The organism is Streptomyces sp. NPDC001401 (assembly GCF_042895385.1).
GTDB lineage: Bacteria > Actinomycetota > Actinomycetes > Streptomycetales > Streptomycetaceae > Streptomyces.
Genome location: NZ_JBIAWI010000009.1, coordinates 396,937 through 413,227, shown reverse-complemented (window position 1 = coordinate 413,227; position 16,291 = coordinate 396,937). Strand labels below are relative to the sequence as shown.

13 protein-coding genes and 2 pseudogenes are annotated in these 16,291 nt (G+C 67.4%); 6 read left to right on the top strand and 9 right to left on the bottom strand.

Translation table 11 applies throughout. The features are described from left to right. The first annotated feature begins 12 nt into the window (after positions 1-12). From ACFY10_RS29480 to ACFY10_RS29470, 3 genes are read left to right on the top strand one after another with little or no spacing between them, the layout of a single operon-like run. On the top strand, positions 13-750 hold the full coding sequence (locus ACFY10_RS29480) for an SDR family oxidoreductase (RefSeq protein ID WP_390668221.1): 738 nt from the start codon (positions 13-15) through the stop codon (positions 748-750). A 16-nt stretch (positions 751-766) separates the two neighbouring features. Next, on the top strand, positions 767-1,525 hold the full coding sequence (locus tag ACFY10_RS29475; RefSeq protein WP_390668220.1) for an SDR family NAD(P)-dependent oxidoreductase: 759 nt from the start codon (positions 767-769) through the stop codon (positions 1,523-1,525). A 35-nt stretch (positions 1,526-1,560) separates the two neighbouring features. Then, entirely contained in the window at positions 1,561-2,187 is a 627-nt protein-coding gene (locus ACFY10_RS29470) for a TetR family transcriptional regulator (RefSeq protein ID WP_316765879.1), read from the top strand. Between the two features lie 456 nt (positions 2,188-2,643). On the opposite strand, the pseudogene ACFY10_RS29465 reads toward ACFY10_RS29470, so the two are convergent. The 7 genes and pseudogenes from ACFY10_RS29465 to ACFY10_RS29435 form a co-directional block, all read right to left on the bottom strand. Continuing rightward, positions 2,644-3,048, bottom strand: a pseudogene (locus ACFY10_RS29465) (MFS transporter); the annotation flags it as partial. Between the two features lie 342 nt (positions 3,049-3,390). Beyond that, the gene (locus ACFY10_RS29460) at positions 3,391-4,857 is read right to left on the bottom strand and encodes a class I adenylate-forming enzyme family protein (RefSeq protein WP_390668219.1); all 1,467 of its coding nucleotides are present in this window, start codon (positions 4,855-4,857) and stop codon (positions 3,391-3,393) included. A gap of 74 nt (positions 4,858-4,931) precedes the next feature. Next, positions 4,932-5,816 (bottom strand): MBL fold metallo-hydrolase, encoded by an 885-nt coding sequence (locus ACFY10_RS29455; RefSeq protein ID WP_390668218.1) that lies wholly within the window; start codon positions 5,814-5,816, stop codon positions 4,932-4,934. 173 nt (positions 5,817-5,989) lie between these two features. Continuing rightward, positions 5,990-6,823, bottom strand: coding sequence for a peroxiredoxin family protein (locus ACFY10_RS29450; protein WP_390668217.1), 834 nt, complete (start codon positions 6,821-6,823; stop codon positions 5,990-5,992). A gap of 94 nt (positions 6,824-6,917) precedes the next feature. Next, positions 6,918-7,358, bottom strand: a complete 441-nt coding sequence (locus ACFY10_RS29445; RefSeq protein WP_390668216.1) for a tautomerase family protein — start codon at positions 7,356-7,358, stop codon at positions 6,918-6,920. Between the two features lie 80 nt (positions 7,359-7,438). After that, positions 7,439-8,344 (bottom strand): alpha/beta hydrolase, encoded by a 906-nt coding sequence (locus tag ACFY10_RS29440; RefSeq protein ID WP_284432432.1) that lies wholly within the window; start codon positions 8,342-8,344, stop codon positions 7,439-7,441. A 173-nt stretch (positions 8,345-8,517) separates the two neighbouring features. Beyond that, a complete protein-coding gene (locus tag ACFY10_RS29435; RefSeq protein WP_390668215.1) occupies positions 8,518-9,471 on the bottom strand; it encodes an AraC family transcriptional regulator in 954 nt (317 codons plus the stop codon). 100 nt (positions 9,472-9,571) lie between these two features. Here ACFY10_RS29435 and ACFY10_RS29430 point away from each other — a divergent pair, with 100 nt between their 5' ends. Beyond that, positions 9,572-10,618 carry an AraC family transcriptional regulator gene (locus tag ACFY10_RS29430; protein ID WP_388539822.1) on the top strand — a complete coding sequence of 349 codons (1,047 nt, stop codon included), beginning with the start codon at positions 9,572-9,574 and terminating at the stop codon, positions 10,616-10,618. Between the two features lie 45 nt (positions 10,619-10,663). On the opposite strand, the gene ACFY10_RS29425 is transcribed toward ACFY10_RS29430, so the two are convergent. Further along, positions 10,664-12,907 (bottom strand): SpoIIE family protein phosphatase, encoded by a 2,244-nt coding sequence (locus ACFY10_RS29425; protein ID WP_390668255.1) that lies wholly within the window; start codon positions 12,905-12,907, stop codon positions 10,664-10,666. Between the two features lie 833 nt (positions 12,908-13,740). Further along, positions 13,741-14,367: pseudogene (locus tag ACFY10_RS29420) on the bottom strand (peroxiredoxin). Positions 14,368-14,658: 291 nt separating this feature from the next. Here ACFY10_RS29420 and ACFY10_RS29415 point away from each other — a divergent pair. Both ACFY10_RS29415 and ACFY10_RS29410 read left to right on the top strand, forming a co-directional pair. After that, complete coding sequence (locus ACFY10_RS29415) at positions 14,659-15,255, top strand: winged helix-turn-helix domain-containing protein (protein WP_390668214.1); 597 nt, start codon at positions 14,659-14,661, stop codon at positions 15,253-15,255. Beyond that, positions 15,171-15,737: a transposase gene (locus ACFY10_RS29410; RefSeq protein WP_390668254.1), complete on the top strand. Its 567-nt coding sequence runs from the start codon at positions 15,171-15,173 to the stop codon at positions 15,735-15,737. The genes ACFY10_RS29415 and ACFY10_RS29410 overlap by 85 nt, the downstream gene beginning before the upstream one ends. Positions 15,738-16,291 lie beyond the last annotated feature (554 nt).

Here is a 16,291-nt window from a genome sequence, read left to right as displayed (position 1 = left end):
TGGGAGCGCCCGATGGGCAACCTCAGCTTCGACTTCACCGGCCACACCGTGATCATCACCGGCGCGGCCCGCGGCATCGGCCTCGAACTAGGCCGGCACCTGCGCACTTCAGGCGCGGACATGGTCATTGTCGACCGAGACGAGGACGAACTCCGCGCGGTGGCGAAGGAGTTGGACGCTCTATGGGTGGCCGCGGACGTCGCCTCCAGCACTGACGCGGAGCGTGTCGTCGCCACCGCGCTGGCCGAGACCGGCCGCGTCGACGTCCTGGTCAACAACGCCGGGATCCTGCGCGACGGCGTCCTGTGGAAGCTCACCGACGACGACTGGGACGCCGTCCTGGCCGTTCACGCGGGCGGCGCCTTCCGGTTCACCCGGGCGTGCGTCCCCCACTTCCGCACGCAGAGGTACGGCCGGGTCGTCAACGTCACCTCCTACTCCGGCCTGCACGGCAACATCGGCCAGTCCAATTACGCCACCGCCAAAGCCGGGATCATCGGCTTCACCCGCACCGCCGCCAAAGAGCTCGCCCGCTTCGGCGTCACCGTGAACGCCATCTCCCCCAACGCGGAGACCCGCATGGTCTCTTCCGTCCCCGCCGAGAAGCGCGCCGAGCTGACTGCCGGCATCCCGATGGGCCGCTTCGGCGATCCCAGCGAGATGTGCGCGGCTGTCGCCTTCCTCGCCTCTGAGGAGGCCGGCTACATCACCGGTGCCGTGCTGCCCGTCGACGGCGGCCTGTCCATCTGACCTCACTGGAGCCCCTGTGAACATCCTCGACCGCTTCCGCCTCGACGACCGCGTCGCCATCGTCACCGGCGCTTCCTCCGGTCTCGGCGTCGCCTTCGCTCAGGCTCTCGCCGAAGCCGGGGCCGACGTCGTCCTGGCCGCCCGACGCACCGACCGGCTCGCCGACACCGCCCGCCTCGTCGAGGCCACGGGCCGCCGCGCCCTGTGCGTCAAGGCCGACGTCGCCTCGCCCGACGACTGTCATGCGGTCGCGGCGGCAGCCGCGGACTTCGGCCACGTCGGCGTCCTGGTCAACAACGCCGGCGTGGCCGCTGCGGTCCCGGCCAGCCGGGAGACACCGGAGCACTTCCGGCACATCATCGACATCAACCTCATGGGTGCCTACTGGATGGCCCGGGCGGCAGCCAGAGTGATGACCGGCGGCGGCTCCATCGTCAACATCGCCAGCGTCCTTGGCCTGGTCAACACCGGCCTGCCGCAGGCCGGCTACTCCTCGTCCAAGGCGGGCCTGCTCGGTCTCACCCGCGACCTGGCCGCCCAATGGAGCCACCGCAAGAACATCCGTGTCAACGCCCTCGCCCCCGGCTACTTCGCCTCCGAAATGACCGCCCGTCAGGACGCCGACAACATCGACGCCATCGTCCGCCGCATCCCGCTTCCCCGCACCGGCGAACCCGAGGAACTCGCCGCCGCCGTGGTCTTCCTCGCCTCCGACGCCTCCAGCTACGTAACCGGCACCACCCTCACCGTCGACGGCGGCCTCGTCATCAGCTGAGCAGACCGACAGACGTGATCCGCAAGAATGGGCGCGTGACAACCAGCGCAACCGACGACCTGTGGGGCGAGGCCGGCCCCGGCTCCCGGCGCATCCTCGAGGCGGCGCTCACGGCCTTCGCCGCCCGCGGCTACCACGGCGCCTCCACCCGCGACATCGCCGCCGCCGCCGGGATGAGCCCGTCGGCCGTCTACGCACACCACCGCACGAAAGAAGACCTCCTCTACGCGATCAGCCTCGCCGGCCACCGCAGCGCACTGGCCGCAGTGGAACGCGCCCTGGCGGAGGAGGTGACGGCGGTCGGCCGGCTTCGGGCGCTGGTTCACGACTACACCGCCTGGCACGCCCGCCACCACCTGCTGGCCCGCGTCGTCCAGTACGAGCTCGGCGCCCTCGCGCCGGACCACCGTGACGAGATCCTCCGGCTCCGCCGCCGCACCGAGGAAGTGGTGCTCGACGAGATCGCGGCCGGCATCGCGTCAGGGGCGTTCCGCACCGAGGACCCGGGCGGTGTAGCGCTGGCGGTACTCTCCCTCGGCGTCGATGTCAGCCGCTGGTACGCCCCCGGCGGCCACCACACACCCGTCAGCCTCGGCCGCCGCTACGCGACGCTGGTGCTGGCCATGCTGGGCACCGACCACCGGTCCGCGACCGCAGGCTGACGAACGACGTCGGCTCTCTCCCATCACGGCTACGTCGTGCTCGGTCAGCCACGGGCGCCCCGGCTTCCCGGAGAAGTCGAGCACCCAGATGTCGAGTTGGGGATGGTCGGCCTGCCAGGCCTCCCTGGGTACGCCTGCCTCGCTCCGGCAGTTCGAACCCACGCCTCCCGGCGGCGCTCGGCGCTCCGGTGCGCCCTCACTATCGGCCCCGGATCGACAAAGGTGACGATCTCGTGCACTGTGCCTACCGGGGGCTCGGCCGATCCCTCCGGGCCGCGACGCCGGACGCCTGCCGTTGGAGCGCCGCTGTCGGGAGACCAAGCGTCCTCAACCCAGGCCCTCGATGAAACATCCAGGGCATCGAAGCGGCCCGCGTGACAGGCAACCAGCCACCGCTGAGCGGCTTGGTACGGCACCTGCATCGCCGGCGGGGCCGCTGTGAGCGTCACCCGGTCGGGCGGGTAAGCACCCTGCTGCTCGGCACCGCCTGCAGGCACGCGCCGCGAAGAGCAGGCCGGGGCCCGTCGCGGCGCCGCCAGGGCGGACGCTGCCGCGAAGCCGACCAGGCCCACAAGGAAGGTCCGCTCGCGTCCGACCAGGTCGGCGATCCGACCGCCCGCAGGCAGACTCCCGAACGCGAGCGTGTATGCGGTAATCACTCACTGGCGGCTGTCATCGAACGCCCCCAGTCCCCGCTGGGCCGAGGGCAGAGCGATGTTCACGATCGTGGTGTCCAAGACACCATCGGCTGCGCGAGGGCGATCACGCCCAGGCCCACCACCGATCCGGATCAGGAGACAGCTCGTCCGATCGGGCGTGGGCGGTGGCCGAAGTTCTGCCGGGCGTCTCACCGGCTCGCATGCGCTCAGTCCGGGTGAGCCGGCTCCTGACCGCCTCCGCGCCATCCCGTCGTGGGCGTCGCGATGGCCAATGTGCACTGCCAAGACGCAGGCAGGGTCGTCGGTCGCGCAGGCCGTGGTGAGTTGCGGAGGTCGGACGCGGCGCGGGACATGGAACCGTTCGTCAGATGCTCGCCCCTTGCCTCTCGGTCGTCCATCCGCACGAGCATGCCCCTGAAGCGTCACGCCGGTCCCTCCAGCCAGCACCTTCGAAGACGATCGGGTGGTGGGAGGGAATCTCGCCCCGCGGGCCACCCGACCTTCGAAGATGGCGAGCCCTCGATGACCGAGCATCTGCTGGTGGTCAATGGGATGACAGGGCTGCAGCGTGAGCGGCCCGCAACGAGGGCTTGTCGATCTTGCCGACGGCGTTCTTGGGGAGGGCGTCGACCACGAAGAACGACGTCGGCCGCTTGTAGCCACTGAGGTGTTGCGCAGTCAGCGCTTCCAGAGCCGCGGGGTGGACGGTCGTACCAGGCCGCGGCTGGACGTAGGCGACCACCACCTCTCCCCACTTGTCGTCAGGCACACCGATGACAGCGGCCTCGAGAACACACGGGTCAGCCGTGAGGACGTCCTCGATCTCCTTGGGGTAGATGTTCTCGCCACCACGGATGATCATGTCTTTTGACCGCCCGACCAGGGTCAGGTAGCCGTCCGCGTCCAGGTGGCCCACGTCGCCTGTGTACAGCCAGCCGTCCACGATCGTCTTCGCCGTGTCTTCCGGCCGGCCGAGATAACCACGCATGACGTTGGGGCCGCGCACGATGACCTCACCATCCATGCCGGTCGCCAGCTCGTTACCCTGCTCGTCGACGATCCGGAGCTCCTGCCCCGGGACGACAACCCCCACGGTGCCTGCCCGGCGCGGACCCGCGACGGGGTTGACGGTGGAGAAGCAGGTTCCTTCGGACAACCCGTAGCCCTCGATGATGGGGAAGCCGTACCGAGCCTCGAAACGGACCGGCAATTCGGCGGAGGCGGGTGCCGCACCGCACGTGCCGAAACGCAGCGAGGACGTGTCAGGTCGAACATCGGCCGGCAGCGCCTCGAGCATGTTGTAGATCGTGGGCACGGCACTGAAGTAGGTGGGCCGCTCCCGCTCGACGAGATCGAAGAATGTCTTGGGGTCGAATCGATCAGTGATGAAGACACTGCCGCCTGCCACCAGCGGCATCAGCACGCTGACCACGATGGCGTTGACATGGAAGAGCGGCAGGATCAGCAAGCAGCGGTCGGTCGGCCCGGCCTCGATCGCCCGGCACCCCATCGCCGCCATCGCGTCGATGTTGGAGTGGTCGAGCATCACGCCCTTCGGTACGCCCGTCGTTCCGCTGGTGTAGATCAAGAGTGCCGGCGCGGTCGAGTCCGGCTGCGGCGTCGGACCCGACCCCACCACCTCTCCGTACAGGTCGTCGACGGCCAGCGTGGCGACGCCTGCAGCGGTCGTGCCATCCTCGACGACCAGCACGCGTGCGCCCGAGTCGTGGACCTGCCGCGCGACCTCACCCTCGGTCAGGCTCGGATTGACCGGGGTGACGGTCGCCCCGAGCCGCCAGGCCGCGAACAGCAGAAGCACGAACTCGACGCGGTTCCTCAGCTTGAGCGCCACGACATCGCCGGTACCGATCCCAAGGTCCTGAAGGTGACGAGCAGCAGCCCGGACACGGGTCAGGAACTGGGCATTGGTGAGCGACTGACGCCCGTCGGCAACCGCGGGCCCATCCGGAGTGGATGCGGCGCGACGGTCGGGCAGAGAGGCGAAATTCATGGTGAGGTCACCTATCGTGGTGTGGCGCGTTTCGACGCGAAGGCAACAGTGCGGGCTTCGGGTGACAGGCTCGGTCACTCAGCAGCATCGCGCTTCGCGATCGCCTCGCCGGCGGAGAACTGGAGCGTCCAGACGTTGCCGTGGTGCGGGTACTTCTCCACCATGGTGGCCACCAGCTCTTCGGCGTCCTTCGCGACCTCGGAGGCGGACGCGAAGTCCTGGATGTAGGCGCGGGTCTGGGCGATCATGGTCTCGACCGCGTAGTCGTCGCCGTCGGGCCTGCGGTGTCCGGACACGATCATGCGCGGGCGGAGGCTCTCCACGGTGTCGACAGTCTCGAGCCAGTCCTGCCACTCGTCGGGCGTCGACAGGCCGAGCATCGGGTGGATCTCGTTGTAGATGGAGTCACCGGCCACGACGACGTCGATCTCGGGGATGTGCACGATGCTCGTGGGATGGATGTCGGCCTGCTTCACCTCGATGATGTGCAGGCGAGATCCGTCGACGTACAGCGTGTCGCCTTCGAGTGGCTCCGGAAGCGGCCCCGCCATGATGCAGGAGTCGCCGAACAGCATGCCCCACTGCTCGATCTGAAGCTGCATGGTCTGCTTCATGGACTCGACCACGTGGGGCAGCGCCACGGCCTTCGCCTCCGGGAACCGCTCCAGGAGCGGTCCGAAGCCCAGGTAGTGATCGGCGTGATCATGGGTGATGTAGATCGTCGTGAGCTTCTTGCCGGTGCGCTCGATCAGGTCACCGAGGTCACGGACGTCGTCCTTGAGGTAGAGCGCGTCGATCAGGACCACCTCGGTGGCGCCGCTCACGAGCGTGGCCGTGGTGGGCGAGAAGGTGCCGTTCGGTACGCCGGGAAATTCCTCGGCCGGGACATTCGGCCAGCGACCGACGAAGACCGTGGCGCGGATGGGTGCGGCCGGCGAGGAGTGGGGGGCAGTGGTCACGAGATACCTCCGGTTGCGGTGTTGTCGGCCGACGCGGCATTACGCACGTCGGCGGCGGAGTCACGTTATGAACGCACGCTCGGCGACTCATAGAACGAGTGCGCCGAGCGCTGGTATGCGAGCGCCACGTTGCTCTGAAGCACCACCGTGGCTGCTGGAGCGGTTGATACGGCTCACTGAAGGACAAGCAACCCCGCGGAGACAGCGGCAGCGCAGAGTGCCAGAGTGATCGCGACGGTCGGCGCGACGCGCCGTTCGCTCGGCAGGGAGCGGAAAAGTCCGGACAGCGTGATCATCGCTGCGACCGGTTGTGCGGCTCGCCAGAAATCGCGCAGGGCCCCACGACCGGCCGCAGCGAGCGCGGTATCCGCATACGCCGTCATCCGCGTCAGTGCGCGTGTCGTCTGCCCCACATTCGTAGGCAAGGGTGCTCGGCCCACGACGACGGCACGCAGCGCCTCCTCGAGCGGCTCCAGTCTGTTCGACCAATGTGCCCGGAACACGATGGTGCCTGAGGGGTCGATGATGTACGCCGAGCTGGGGCGCGTGCCGAACGCGCGATGCACCGTGCCGTCGATGCCGTCGACGGCGACCTCGAAGCCGAAACCGTGATGGCCCTTGAGAGCGCCCGCGTTACGCATCTTCTCGTCGATCATGCGTGGCTGCGGAGTCTCGGCGCCAGGGTGTGCCTCACGAACGTTCACCACCACGAACCGGATCGCGTCACCGTACGTGCGGTGCAGGTCGAGCAGCCCCCGCCCCGCGCTCTCGGTTACCGGGCAGGTCAGTGTACCGAAGACGAGCAGGACGGGACGGCCGTCCGCGGCGATACTTTCGCTGCTGAAGCGGCCTGCGTCAGTTGTCGGCAAGTCGATGTGGGGAATCCTGTCCCCGGCTCCCAGGTCGCCCCCCGGAATCCGCAGATCGCGCATGATGTCCGCGAAGGTCGGCCGGTCGATGCGGTAGCGGGTGCCCTCGCCGCGGGTGGTACGCGCTGTGGTCATCATGCGCTCCTCAGACGGATCCTCCGGAGATGGATGAGGTCCCGGGGCCCGCACGGTGGACAGGACCCCCACGGTGCCTCGGGACCTCGGTCAGGGGTCAGCGGGTCAGCTCGTAGGGGACGGGACGGTTCTCCCTGGCCCAGAGCTTCTCGATGTCGGACTCCGGCGGAGGCGGAACGAGGCCCTGGACGCGCCACAGGTCCATGGGGGTCTCGTCGATGTGGACCTCCCAGTCGTAGCCACGCTCCTTCACGAACGGCGCCAGCTTCTCCTCGATGACCTCCATGCACAGGAACCGCATCTCGGGGTCGTCCATCTGCCGGGCGATGTGGTCCACGCGGATCCGTATGAAGTTGTTGTTTGCCTTAGCACCGACGTACATGGTGTTCGCTGGCATTTCCTTGAACAGGACGACGACATAGAACTTCGGCAGGTCATAGGCGTAGTCCGTGTAGAGCGAGGTGATCCTCTCGGACAGTTGTTCCTTGTCCTCCGGGGTGAAGGCGCTCTTCGGGGTGAAGATCTCCCAGTACGGCATTGCGGCTCCTTGATGGATGGATCGGTGACGGAAGGTGCGGCTCGTCGATGCGGCTCAGGAGGGGGGCTCAGGAGAGGGGCTCAGCCCCGGAGGTGCTTGACGAAGTGGTCCCGTGCGGCTGCGGAGAGCTCGTCGAAGCCGGGGCCGCTGTAGAAGTCGAAGTGGCCGCCCTGCTTGACGATGATCTGCTTCGGCTCCCGGGCCTCTTCGTACGCGTCGAGGGCCAACTCGAACGGTGCCACCCTGTCGTTGTCAGCCACGATCATGAGCAGCGGGGTCGGCGCGATGCGGCTGATGAAGGTACCCGGGGCGTACTCGGTCACCATTTCCATGCTTCGAGCCGTCAACTCGTTCTTCCAGTTGGGCGCCCGGTCCGCCGACGTCTTGCTGAACCACTCGTAGGCGTCGGCCGCGGGCATCACGGCCTGCGCCGTAGGGTCGGCCGCGACGACCGGGACCATGGCGGGCTCTCCGCCGGTGAACCGGTTGAGTCGGTCGCCCTCCTGGATCGCACGGAAGACCGGGATGAAGTCCGGCCGGATCGCCCGGCTCAGGGTGCGCGGACCCGTGATGAACGGCACCTGGGAGACGACGGCCTTCACCCTCTTGTCGATCGCCGCGACCATGAGGACGTGTCCACCGGAGAAGCTGGAGCCCCAGATGCCGATCTTCGACGCGTCCACCTCGGGGCGGGTGGTGGCGTAGGTGATCGCGTTCCGGAAATCCCGGTACTGCAGGACCGGGTCGACCTCCTGCCGGGGAGTTCCCTCACTGTCGCCGAAGTTCCGATGATCGTAGGCGAGCACGTTGAGGCCGGCTTCTGAGAAGACCACGGCATAGTCGTCGAGGTGCATCTCCTTGACGCATGACAGCCCGTGCGCCAGGACCACGACCGGTGCCGGCGTGATGGTGTTCCTGGCCGGATAGAACCAGCCCCGGAGGGTGACGCCGCCCTCGCCCTGGAACTCGATGTCTTCTCGATTCATGGGATCTTCCGATTCGCTTGCGATGGTCCGTCGGTCGTGTGGAGGTTCACTCGGAGTGATCCGACACTCGCGAGTAGTGGTGCCGGGCCCAGAATCCACGAATGCCTGTGAGGGCTCATAGAAGGATCGCGCCGCGGGCTGGTATGGGTGTGCCACGGCCTACGAGGAGACGGTCAGGCGCATCCGTGGGCTTCCCGGTAGTCGCCGGGCGACAGCGAGAACTCTCGACGGAACTCCCGTCCGAAGTGGCTGGCATCGCAGAAGCCCCACCGGTGCGCGATCGCGGCAATGCAGAGGTTCGTGTTCACCAGGTCGCCTCTGGCCGCTGCCAGGCGGTGCATGCGGATGACCGCCCCGACGGTGTCTCCGGTCGACGCGAAGGCCCGGTGGACCGTCCTCGGAGAAACGCTGTGGGCGGCGGCGAGGTCGGCGACTCTGACCGGTCCACCGGCGAGATGGTCGATGATCCAGTCTTCCAGCCGCCGTCGGAGCAAATGCAGGAACTCGTCGTCGCCGATGTGGGGTCGACTCGCACGGATCATGCCGGCGATGAGGACGAGGAGGGCGTTGCGCGCTCCCTCGACCTCCGCCGGGGACATCCGCCCGACCTGACGGTCCATGCTCATGAGGAAGCCGTGGAGGAGGTTGGCGAAAGGGCTCTGAGCCGTGTCCAGGAGCAGGCAACCGGGTGCACCGCCCCCCGCGTCGAACGGGGACAGGGCGCTCATGGGCACCCGGACCGTTCGTTTGGCCAGGTGATCCGGGATGACGAACCGCCCGGTGGTGCGGGTGCTCATGATGAGAACCGTTCCTGGTCGCAGGATGACGGTCTCGTCAGAAGTCTCGATGATCTGTTGGCCGGCCCTGGCCGCGAGGAGCAGCAGCGCGTCATCGTCCTGACGCACTGCGTTTCTGCCTCGGGTCCCTTCGACCTGCGGGCACACCCAGTCGGTGATGAGAAGGTCTCCGAGGTCCAGCTCCTCGGCAGATCCGAAGCGCTGGTCCGGCCCTGTGAGCTGCAGGTCCATGGAGACAAGGCGGTCGCGGACGGCGAGCCTCCAGCGGACGTCCAACTCTTCGGGTGTCAGCAGGTCGGCGGGGCTTAGCATGGATGGGGCGACAGTCACTTCGGCTCCAGCTCGGTAGAAGCTGTCCTCTCGGTCGTGACGTGTAGTTTGCTTCGTTGAAACATTCCGGTACTTGCCCTGAGGCGACAAGGATTTGTCCTTGCGTGACACCGATCTTCCTGTCCGGTGCTCGGCCCTGCAGGGGCTCTCCGCGCTCGTCACCGAGATCGGCGGCTCGGGCCCCGAACTCCTCGCGGCATACGGCTTCGACGAGGCGAGGATCGCCGAGGGCAACTCGTTCGCCAGTCTCCGACTGGTGGAGCGCGTTCTCGAGGAAACGGCCCGCCGATTCACGCTTCCGGACCTCGGGTTGAGGATGGCGGCGCAGCAGGATCTGCATGTGCTGGGGCCGCTGGCGATCGCCATGGAGAACTCACGCACGATCGGCGAGGCCGTCGAGTGCGCGAGCCGGTACCTGTTCGTCTACAGCCCGGCCCTCTCACTCGAGGAAACCGACGATCCGCTGGGAAGTCCCGGTGTGGTCGGCCTTCGCTACACGACCACGGGCATCAACGCCTCACCACAGGCGATCGACTACGGCATCGGGATCGTCCACCGAGTCCTGACGCTGCTCCACGGCGACGCACCGTACGGACTTCGTTCGGTCCTGCTTCCACACGCTCGCCTGGTACAGGAAAGCTCCTACCGGAAGTACTTCGGGGCCGAGGTCAGATTCGACTGTCCGAGCGCGGTCCTGCGTGTCCCGAGCCAACTGTTCTCGACACCGGTCAGCGGCGGCGACGACCTGCTTCACGACATCGCGATGGACCATCTCGAAACGCACTTCGGCCACCAGCACGTGCCGATGTCGGACCTGGTCGCAGCGATTCTCGGCGAACAGCTCGGATCCAGCGGTCCGGACCTGTCGAAAGTCGCGCGCCTGCTGAGCCTCCATCCGCGTTCACTGCAGCGGTCCCTGTCCAAGGAGGGCACGACCTTCTCCGGCGTCGTCGATCGTGTACGCAGGAGTCAGGCCCTGGACTTGATCACGAGGACCGACCTGTCCTTCTCGCAGATCGCGGCCAGCCTGGGGATGCAGGAACAGTCCAGCCTCACTCGTGCGGTACGTCGGTGGTTCGACACGTCACCTTCCAGACTGCGACGCGAAGGACTGGTACCGAAAGGTCAGTCCGCCCTCATTGACTGAGCGTGCTCCGCAAGCCCCGAGCCGGCCCCGGGTGATCTCGTCTCTCTACGGTCTCAAGGGCGCCGTCACAGACCTGAGCTCGGAGCTGCCTCTGCCCGGGAGGGCCTGTTCGGCCCAGATGACCTTGCCCTCACCGCTGTGCCGTGCGCCCCAGCGCTCGGCGAGCTGGGCGACCAGGAGCAGGCCACGGCCGCCTTCGTCGAAGACCCGGGCATGGCGCAGGTGCGGGGCGGTGCTGCTGGCGTCGGAGACCTCGCACGTCAGAGTGGACTGGAGGATCATCCGCAGCTGTATGGGGGCTTTGCCGTAGCGGATGGCGTTGGTCACCAGTTCGCTGACCATGAGCTCCGTGGTGAAGGACAGTTCTTCCAGGCCCCAGGCGGCGAGTTGGTCGGATGCGTAGGTGCGGGCGCCGGCCACGAGCGCCGGGTCGGAGGGGAGATCCAATGTGGCGACATGCCTGGCGTCAAGCGCTCGGGTTCGCGCCACGAGAAGAGCGATGTCATCGGTGGGGCGGCCGGGCAGCAGCGCGGACAGCAGGTCCTCGCAGGTCGCCTCCAACGAAGCGGGTGCTCGGGCAAGGACGTTGCGCAGCAGCGTGAGTGCGGTGTCCACGTCGCGAGCACGGCTTTGGATGAGGCCGTCGGTGAACAGGACCAGGAGACTGCCTTCCGGCAGTTGGAATTGGGCTGTTTCAAAGGGGAGGCCGCCCAGACCCAGAGGCGGGCCGCTTGACAGTTCCGGGAAGCCGACCACCCGGAGGGCTGGGCTGTGGCCGCCGGAGTCCAGGGAAGTGACGACGGCCGGTGGAACGTGTCCGGCGCTGGCCAGGGAGCACAGGCGGGAGACCGGGTCGTAGACCGCGTACAGGCAGGTGGCGATTATCTCGTCCGCACCCCGTTCCTGCTCACGCTGCATCCGGATGACCACGTCATCGAGGTGGGTGAGCAGTTCGTCGGGCATCAGGTCGATGTCCGCGAGAGTACGGACGGCCGTCCGCAGGCGGCCCATGGTGGCAGAGGCGTGGAGGCCGCGGCCGACAACGTCACCCACCACGAGTGCGACGCGGGCACCGGACAGCGGAATCACGTCGTACCAATCGCCGCCCACGCCTGCCCGGGATCCGCAGGGCAGGTAGCGGCAGGCGGTCTCGACGGCGGACTGTTCGGGCACCTGATGCTGGAGCAGGCTGCGCTGGAGCGTGAGCGCCGTGGAACGCTCGTGGGTGTAGCGACGGGCGTTGTCGATGTACACGGCAGCTCTGGACGCGATCTCGTGGGCCAGGCGCAGATCCTCGTCGTCGAACGGGAGTGCGGTTCGGTGGCGGAGGAACTGCACGAGGCCCAGGGGGGTTCCGCGGGCCCACAGCGGGACCAGGAGCACTGAGTGGATGCCGAAGATCCGCAGGGCACGTCTACGGTCCGGGGAAGCCGCCAACCATGGCGGAACGTCCGAGCCCTCAATGTCGTGCCGCAGGGGCTGTCCAGTGGCCAGTGAGCGAGCAGGCTCCGACCCCTCGGGATATGTGTGCCTTTCCCCGGTGCCGACTGCTGAGTCCGGGCAGCCATCCAATACGGATTGCTGGGCGACCCGACGGACTGCCGACGCAACGTGGGCCGGCACCACATCCCCCTCCTGGAGCGCGGAGTCGAGTAGGTCGACGGTGACGAGATCAGCGAAGCGGTCGGTACCGACGTCTGCCAGTTCCTGGGCGGTGCAGTCGGTGTCCAGGGTGGTCCCGATCCGCGTGTTGGCCTCATTGATCACGCTCAGCCGCCGCTGCAGCCAGCGGTCGCGTTCCTGCTGGTACGCCGCGACGGCCTGCTCCGCGGTGCGATCGACGTACTCGAAACCCATCGCGCTCAGTGCGACCGTTGCCGCGTTGATCAGCTCCGGGGCGTCGGTGAGACGGGTTGTCTCCTCGTAGAGCAGATGAACAAGACGAGCCTGGACCAGCCGATAGATGCGTAGGAGATCACTGATCGGCACCCTGTGCTTGGCGAGTAGGCGAGCGAGCTCAATGGCGGCAGGCGGCGTCTTCACATCGGTCTCTGTGCCCTGCTCGAGAAAATCCAGAAGGGTGGTGATGTGTTCCGACGCAGCCATTGGCAGCACAGCGGCGATGTCCTGGTATGCCCACACCTTCGGAAGCTCCCAGCGCAAGCACTGCAGCGACGCATCGACCAATTGGTCCGCTCGCGGCTCGAGCCCTCGAGCGAGATCGCTGATGAAGGCATGGGTGTCGGTACCCACATCCACAATGTACGGGCAAAACGGGTGGGCGGGCATCCGCCTGCCTGCCTCGAACATGCAGCCGATCCGTGGGCTGGTGGTGCCACGGAGTGTGGAAGGTGGTGGTCGTGCCGCGTTCTCGTGGCATCACCAGAAGCTCGGCCCGGAGGGACGCGCCTCGGCGCAGCAGGCGCGCTGGGGCCAAGGGCCTGGGTGACGGTGCCAGCACCGGACTACCAGCGGATTCTGGGTGTGCTGGAGGAGTGGCGAACAGGGGGACCGGCGAAGGCTCAGAAGATCGCGGCGGAGCTGGGCCTGGGGACGACGCCGGCGAAGGTCGAGGGGGTGCGCTCGAAGGCCAGGCACCTGGCAACCCGGGGGGCTCAGGCAGGAGACGTCGGAGATGTTCAGCACCGACCGGCGGCCCATGGTCGCGCCGGACGCCGGCCCATCGTGGCTGCCCCGGCCACCGCCCCGCACCTGGGGCGGGGTCCTGGTCGTCGATGACTCCGGCGACCGCAAGGCCAGCCGGGGTCGCGGGTGCTTTCGCCGCTGTCGCGCAGGATGACGAGCGGGACGGGATCGAGCAGTGACACCAGCGCGTAGGTGGCGCACCAGCCCCCGTGGGGGGGATTGAGCTGGAGGGCGCCGGGGGCGAGACCGGCGTCCCGCATGGCCGGCGCGACCACACATGCCTGTGGACCGGCCGCCGGAACGGTCCCCTGCGCACAGATCGTCGACGTGGGATCCGGTCCCGGCGCGATCACGGTACAGCTGATCGAGATCGCTACTTCGGACGGCGCGGTCTGGGCCGTCGACCGGGACGGCGACGCGCCTGCGCAGACATCATTGCTTTCTCCGCCCGTATTGGCTGGTTGGGCGGCGGGAGACTACGGCTGGTCCGTCAGGCGCAGGTATGGCTTCACCGTTCGATATCCGGGAAACCGAATGGCTGCCTCTTCGTCACTTACGGCAGCGGTGATGACGACCTCCTGGCCCTACTGCCAGTCCGCAGGCGTGGCCAGTTGGTGCTGAGCCGTGAGCTGCAGAGAGTCCAGTACTCGAAGAATCTCTGCGAAGTTCCGCCCCGTGCTGGCCGGATATGTCATGGTCAGCTTGATCTTCTTGTCGGGCCCGATGACGAAGACGGTGCGCACCGTCGCTGTGTCGGATGCGTTCGGGTGGATCATCCCGTAGAGGTCTGCAACAGACCGATCGCTGTCGGCGATCATAGGGAAGTTGACCTGGGCGCCCTGCGTCTCGGCGATGTCCTTCGCCCAGGTGCGATGGTCCTTGGCGGAGTCGACCGACACCGCAGCGATCTTCGTGTCACGCCTGGCAAATTCGGGTTCAAGTCGGGCGGCCGCACCGAGCTCCGTGGTGCAGACCGGAGTGAAGTCGCCGGGATGGGAGAACAATATTCGCCAACTCTCGCCGAGCCATTCATGAAAACGCAGTTCACCGGTGGCGGACTCTGCCGTGAAATCTGGGGCGAGGTCACCTATTTGGAGCGTCATTTCGGGGTTCTCCTTCAGCCAGAGTGGGTTGTGGGAAAGCTGCGTGGCGAAGTGCCACTGAAGCACCTGCAGATCGAAACCAACGTGACGGCGAACAGCACTGATCCCCAAGCCTCGGTGGCGACGCGGACCGTGCCGAGCCGGCTCTATCGCTCCTGCGAGGGAGGAAGGCTGCGGATCGCGCCGAGGGTCCTGTTGCGCAATTCACGGGACTTACTGACTTCGGCTCGTCGGGGTGAACTTCCGCGATGTGCCTGATGGACCCGGTGTGGTGGCTCTATCCAAGGGCGTGTGAGATATGCGGATGGGGGCGGGCTGACCGCTGCGGGTCGGCTGCGCCGTGAGTCGGTGCGGATGCAGGCGGCTGAGCTGTTCGAGCAGGGCGTCAAACCATTGGACGTGGCACGGCGTCTGCGGGTGAGCGGGAAGTCGGCTTACCAGTGGCACCAGTTGTGGCGGTCCGGTGGTGTGCGAGCTCTCAATTCCCGCGGCCCGAGCGGTTCGCGATGCCGTCTGTCCCCGCGCTGTCTGGAGAAGCTGGCCGCGTATCTGGAACAGGGCCCGGCCGCGCACGGATGGGTGGAGGACCAGGTGTGGACCGCGGCGAGGGTAGCCACGCTGATTGGCAGGAAGTTCCACGTCTCCTACAGCGTCTCTGGGGCGACGAGGCTGATGCACCGGCTCGGCTTCAGCCCGCAGGTCCCCGCGCGGCGGGTCGCCGAGCGCGACGAGCAGGCCGTCACAGTATGGAGGGAGGCGACCTGGGACGAGGTAAAACAGCCCGGGCGGCCTGCGGGGGCTACATCTGCTTCGAAGGCGAGGCAGGCTTCACCCGCCGGCCGCCCAGGGTACGCACCTGGGGCCAGCGCGGCCGCACCCCGGTCGTGACCGTCAGCGGTCGGCGCTCAGGACGGCTGTCAGTGGCCGGACTGATCGCGATGAGGCCCGGGTCTCGCACCCGGCTGTGCCACCGCCTGCGCACCCACCCCGCCGGCCGGGGCAAGCGCCGCAGCATGGGTGAGCGCGACTTCATCGCGTTGATCGACGGTGTCCACCAGCTCGTCAAGGCACCGATCGTGCTGGTATGGGACCGCCTGAACACCCATGTTTCTCAAGCCATGCGCGAGCTGATCGCCGAGCGTGCCTGGCTCACGGTGTTCCTCCTGCCCGCCTACTCGCCCGACCTCAACCCCGTTGAGTGGGTCTGGGCACACGTCAAACGCAGCCTGGCCAACCTCGCCGTCGTCGCCCTCGACCGACTCGAGACCCTCGTCCGTAACCGGCTCAAGCGCCTGCAGTACCGGCCCGACACTCTCGACGGCTTCATAGCCGGCACCGGCCTGACCCTCGGCGATCCAGCATCACCTTGACGGCCGAAGTCCGGAGTGCAGACGTTCGTCTGCGTAGCATGTGCCAGATGAGGACTTGGGGTCAGGCCCTGTCGGAGAGATACCTGGCGGTCGAACGCGTAGCGGGAGCCGGCCTGCCACGGACCCGCCTCCAGAAGTGGGCTTCGCGGCACCCGGTACGGCTTGGTGTCTACATCGCTGTTCCCGTGACCATCGGAGGCTTGTTGGTAGCCGAGAAACCCGGATCGGTGGTGGTTGTGCTCATCGCCGGGCCGGGGTTGGGGGCCGTCTACTCCCTGATGGTCATCATGGACCGGGTCCTTCGAAGCCGCATCAGGCGGCGTATGGGACTCGATAGCGAGGACTGAATTAGACGTGGTCAGGGTCAGCAGGACTAGCGCATAGGTTCACCCTGACGAGCCGAAGTGAGTATCGCTGCCCTGTACAGAGGCTTACCTGTCCGTGCAGGAGGGGAGGCCGCTCTTCGTCAGCCGCGGAGATCCCGCCGACGGCCCAGGCGTGCAGCAGGGCTTGTGCGCGGCGTAGGCGCGGGTGGGACCCTGGGCGGCCATGCA